Origin of the sequence: Streptomyces sp. PU-14G, from assembly GCF_041028275.1 — a bacterium.
GTDB lineage: Bacteria > Actinomycetota > Actinomycetes > Streptomycetales > Streptomycetaceae > Streptomyces.
Genome location: NZ_JASKYT010000536.1, coordinates 1 through 3,724, shown reverse-complemented (window position 1 = coordinate 3,724; position 3,724 = coordinate 1). Strand labels below are relative to the sequence as shown.

5 protein-coding genes are annotated in these 3,724 nt (G+C 73.2%); 3 read left to right on the top strand and 2 right to left on the bottom strand.

The window, feature by feature from the left end; genetic code table 11:
- A partial coding sequence (locus tag AB8Z75_RS32965; protein ID WP_369208500.1) for a caspase domain-containing protein occupies positions 1-702 on the bottom strand: 702 nt, incomplete at its 3' end.
- Positions 699-1,088, bottom strand: coding sequence for a hypothetical protein (locus tag AB8Z75_RS32960; RefSeq protein ID WP_369208498.1), 390 nt, complete (start codon positions 1,086-1,088; stop codon positions 699-701). The genes AB8Z75_RS32965 and AB8Z75_RS32960, both read right to left, overlap by 4 nt.
- 426 nt (positions 1,089-1,514) lie before the next feature.
- Between AB8Z75_RS32960 and AB8Z75_RS32955 the strand changes: the two genes are divergently transcribed.
- From AB8Z75_RS32955 to AB8Z75_RS32945, 3 genes are all read left to right on the top strand, one after another.
- Positions 1,515-2,552, top strand: a complete 1,038-nt coding sequence (locus AB8Z75_RS32955; protein ID WP_369208496.1) for a 3-oxoacyl-ACP synthase III family protein — start codon at positions 1,515-1,517, stop codon at positions 2,550-2,552.
- Positions 2,549-3,349, top strand: a complete 801-nt coding sequence (locus tag AB8Z75_RS32950; protein ID WP_369208494.1) for a glycosyltransferase family 2 protein — start codon at positions 2,549-2,551, stop codon at positions 3,347-3,349. The genes AB8Z75_RS32955 and AB8Z75_RS32950 overlap by 4 nt, the downstream gene beginning before the upstream one ends.
- On the top strand, positions 3,349-3,724 hold a 376-nt coding region (locus AB8Z75_RS32945), incomplete at its 3' end, for an AMP-binding protein (protein ID WP_369208492.1). The genes AB8Z75_RS32950 and AB8Z75_RS32945, both read left to right, overlap by 1 nt.

Here is a 3,724-nt window from a genome sequence, read left to right as displayed (position 1 = left end):
CCAACGCCGKCATCGCCCCGCGAACCTCAACTGCGGGGCGATGACGGCGTTGGCGGTCATCCAGTGGTGCACCTGCCGGTAGATCTCCACGACGGTCAGGTGTTCGGCACCTTTACTGGGTGGTGCGCTGCGCAGGGCCCGGACGAGTTGCCGGGTGAACGGGCTGGGTTGGCTGGGGCGGGTGGCCGCCTGGGAGAGTTGGGTGGATCTGCTGCTGGTGAGGACGTAGCGGCCTCTGCCCGCGACGGGGGTAGTAGGGGTGGCGCCCTTGAAGGCGCCGCTGTAACAGCAGTCGAGGATGATGACGATGCTGGTCGCCGGTGAACCGTCGACGATGTTGTTGATCTCGATCGCGCTCAGCGCGGTGGCCCGCAGGGCGGCGGTCCTGGTGTCCCTGGCGCACAGGTAGAGAGTGCCGCGTTCGTCGAGTTGGCCGTGGCCGCTGTAGTACAGCAGCAGCACATCCTCACGGGTTGCGGTGGTGAAAAGCTCGTCGACCCGCTCCCGAAGGTCGTGGATGCCGTAGTCGGGCAGGACGTCGAGGTCGGCGGAGCCGAACAGCCCGACCTGTTCATCCGCGAGCGCGTTCCGCAGTTCCACGATGTCGGTCAGCGGGCCTTCGAGGGCAGGCAGGGCGTGGGGGTCGCGAGGGTAGTCGGCGTTGCCGATCAGCAACCCCCGGTAGCGCCCGCTCTCCGTCATCGGCTGTCGCCTCCGAACCGGCTGCCAAGAGCCTCGGTGAGAGCCTGGAAGGACGCTTGGTCGATATTGTCGCCGGTGACCTCCAAGCGTTGCTCGGCTCCCGAGTCGTCGATCCAGGCCACGGTCAGCGTTCTGGACTTGTCCCGGTTCAGCCAGGCTCGGAAGCACGCCACCGCGGCCGTCACCGCTCCGGAGGAACCCAACGCGAGCACCGTTGTCTCGACAGCGCCCTTCTGCCCCGGCCCGGGCACACCGCGCCGGACAACCGCCCCCACCTCCTCACGCAGGGTCGCATGCAGGTCCGCGACCTGGTCGCGCCACGGCTGATCGTGCAGAGCGAACGTGCCACTACCCGGCTCAAACGCCAGTTCCAACCCTGCGGTCATGGCCTTCCTCCCTCACATGCCTTCATAGCGCAGCCTATTGGCGTGACACCCTTCCATACCGCAAACCCGGACATGCCGCCGCTGCGGAGCGCGCCACGCCCTCGACGCCGCACGGGACCCAAGCCGCCGGAACGTCCCTGACCCTCCGGCGGGCCAGGGGCGGTGCGGTACGAGGTGGTTGGGGCCTTTCCCCCGGCGACCCGAGCAGCCCGCTGCCCTGGTCCGAGCGTCGGGACGGCCGAGGCACCGGAGCGGCCCAGGCGCCGCTCACCGGTGGAGCGTCGCCCGTGCGTCCGGGGCCGCCCGCGTACGCCCTCCGTCGCGGCCGTGTGCCGAAGTGCGGGCACCGCGCCGGGCGTTTCGGCGTGCAAGGTCTGAGTACGCGCACTCATGTCCGCGGCCGTGCGTCTTCATAGTCTCCGTGTCATGGGCATACACAACACCGGCGAGGAAGCGGCGCCCGGCCGGCCGCGGGTGGGTATCACCGGGGTCGCGTCGGCGCTGCCGGGACGGGTCGTGGACTCCGAGCAACTGCGGCGCACCGTCGCCGCGCACAGCGGGCTCGCACTTCCTGAGCGGATGTTCGAGCGGGTCACCGGCATCGAGACCCGGCGGGTCGCCGCCGAGGACGAGTACGCCTCCACACTCGCCACCCGGGCCGCCCGCACCGCGCTCGACCGGGCCGGGCTCGACCCGCTTGACATCGACCTGCTCCTGTTCGCCTCCGCCACCCGGGACGTGGCCGAACCCGCCACCGCGCACATCGTGCAGGACGCGCTGGGCTCCCGCGCGCACGCGCTGGACGTGACCAACGCCTGCAACAGCTTCGTCGGCGGCATCGACCTGGCCCGCTCCATGCTGCTGGCCGGGCGGGCCCGCCGGGCCCTGGTCGTCACGGGGGAGACCCCGAGCCGGGCCGTACGCCAGGCCCCCGCGGATCTCGACCAGTTCCGCGACGCGTTCGCCGGATACACCTTCGGCGACGCGGGCGCGGCCGTGGTGCTGGAGCCCGTCACGGCCGGCGGCATCGTCGACGTCGACACCGAGACCCACTCGGAGCACTGGGCCGTCGGCGGGATAGCCGGCGGCGGATCGCGGCACCCGCGCGGTGACGAACACACCTACTTCCACGGCGACGGCGCCGAGTTGCGCGACGTGTTCGAGAAGGTCGGCACCTCGGTGCTGGACCGGGTGCGCCACCGCACCGGCCTGGACTGGGACGACTTCCGGCACGTCCTCGTCCACCAGGTGACGGTCCCCTACCTGGAGCGGTTCGCCGAGCTGACCGGCGTGCCGTGGGACCGGCTGGTGGTGACCGTGCCCGAACTCGGCAACGTCGCCAGCGCCACCCTCGGCGTCCAGCTCGACCGGGTACACGACCAACTGCTCCCCGGCGACCGGGTGCTGCTGGTCGGGCTCGGCGGGGGCGTCAGCCTCATGACGATGGTCTGGGAGAAGGCGTGACACCGACATCCCCCGCACCGGCGGACGCGGCAGCGGCCACCCGCCCGGCGCCGGCGGCCCACCCCCTGTGGGTCGTGGTCCCGGCCCACCAGGAAGCCGCACGGCTGCCCGGCACCCTCGACGCACTCGCCGCACAGACCGACCGGGACTTCACCCTCCTCGTCGTCGACAACGCCTCCACCGACGGCACGGCCCGCCTCGCCCGCCGGTTCGCGGAGCGGGCGCCGTTCCCCGTCCACGTCGTCACCGAACCGGAGAAGGGCGTCGGAAGCGCCGTGGACACCGGCTTCCGGTACGCCATCGCACACGGCGCCACCCTGCTGGCCCGCACCGACGCCGACTGCCTCCCGCACCCGGGCTGGAGCGCCGCCGCACGCGCCGCGCTCGACAGCGGCGCGGGTCTGGTGTGCGGGCGCGTCGTCGCACGCCCCGACGAACACGGGCCCGCCGGACGCGCCGCCTTCCGCCTCCTGGTGGGCCTCGCCGCGCTCTTCGGCAGGCTCCGCCCCGCGCACCGGCGCCGCCACGGCTACCTGGCGCCCTACCGGATGCACGCGGGCAACAACATGGCGATCACCGCGCGGCTCTACCAGGAGGTCGGCGGAATGCCGCGCCGCCCCTCGCCCACCGACCGGCTCTTCCTCAACCGGGTACGCCGCCGCACCACCGCCATCGCGCACGAGCGCCGCATGGTCGTCGGCAACTCCACCCGGCGGCTGCGCGCCTACGGACTGGCCGGCACCGCCCGCTGGTACCTCGACAAAGGTCCTGGACGACACGGAGAGGACCCGCGCTGATGCTGGACACCCTCGAGAGCGCACTGCGCCGCGACCCGCACCTGCCCGCACTCCTGGGCACCACCCCCGCCGGCGGCCTCCGCGTACGGGCCACCCGCGGCGACCTGACCGACCTGGCCGACCGCTACGCCGCCGCCCTCCACCGCCGCGGCCTGGGCCCCGGCGCCACGCTCGGTGTCGCCGTCCGACCCGGGCCACGCGCCCTCGCGGTACTGCTGGCCGCCTGGCGGCTGGGGCTCCGCGCCGCCGTGCTCGACCCCGGCGCGGGACCCGACGTGCTCCGCGCCCGCCTGAGCCTCGCCCGCCCCGACCTCGTGCTGGCGGACGCCACCGCGCAGGCCGTCGCGGGCTGGGCCGGGGCGGGCGAGGCTCAGG

Coding starts and splice junctions, on each gene's coding strand:
- AB8Z75_RS32960 (WP_369208498.1), bottom strand. CDS start 1,088: ATGACCGCAGGGTTGGAACTGGCGTTTGAGCCGGGTAGTGGCACGTTC.
- AB8Z75_RS32955 (WP_369208496.1), top strand. CDS start 1,515: ATGGGCATACACAACACCGGCGAGGAAGCGGCGCCCGGCCGGCCGCGG.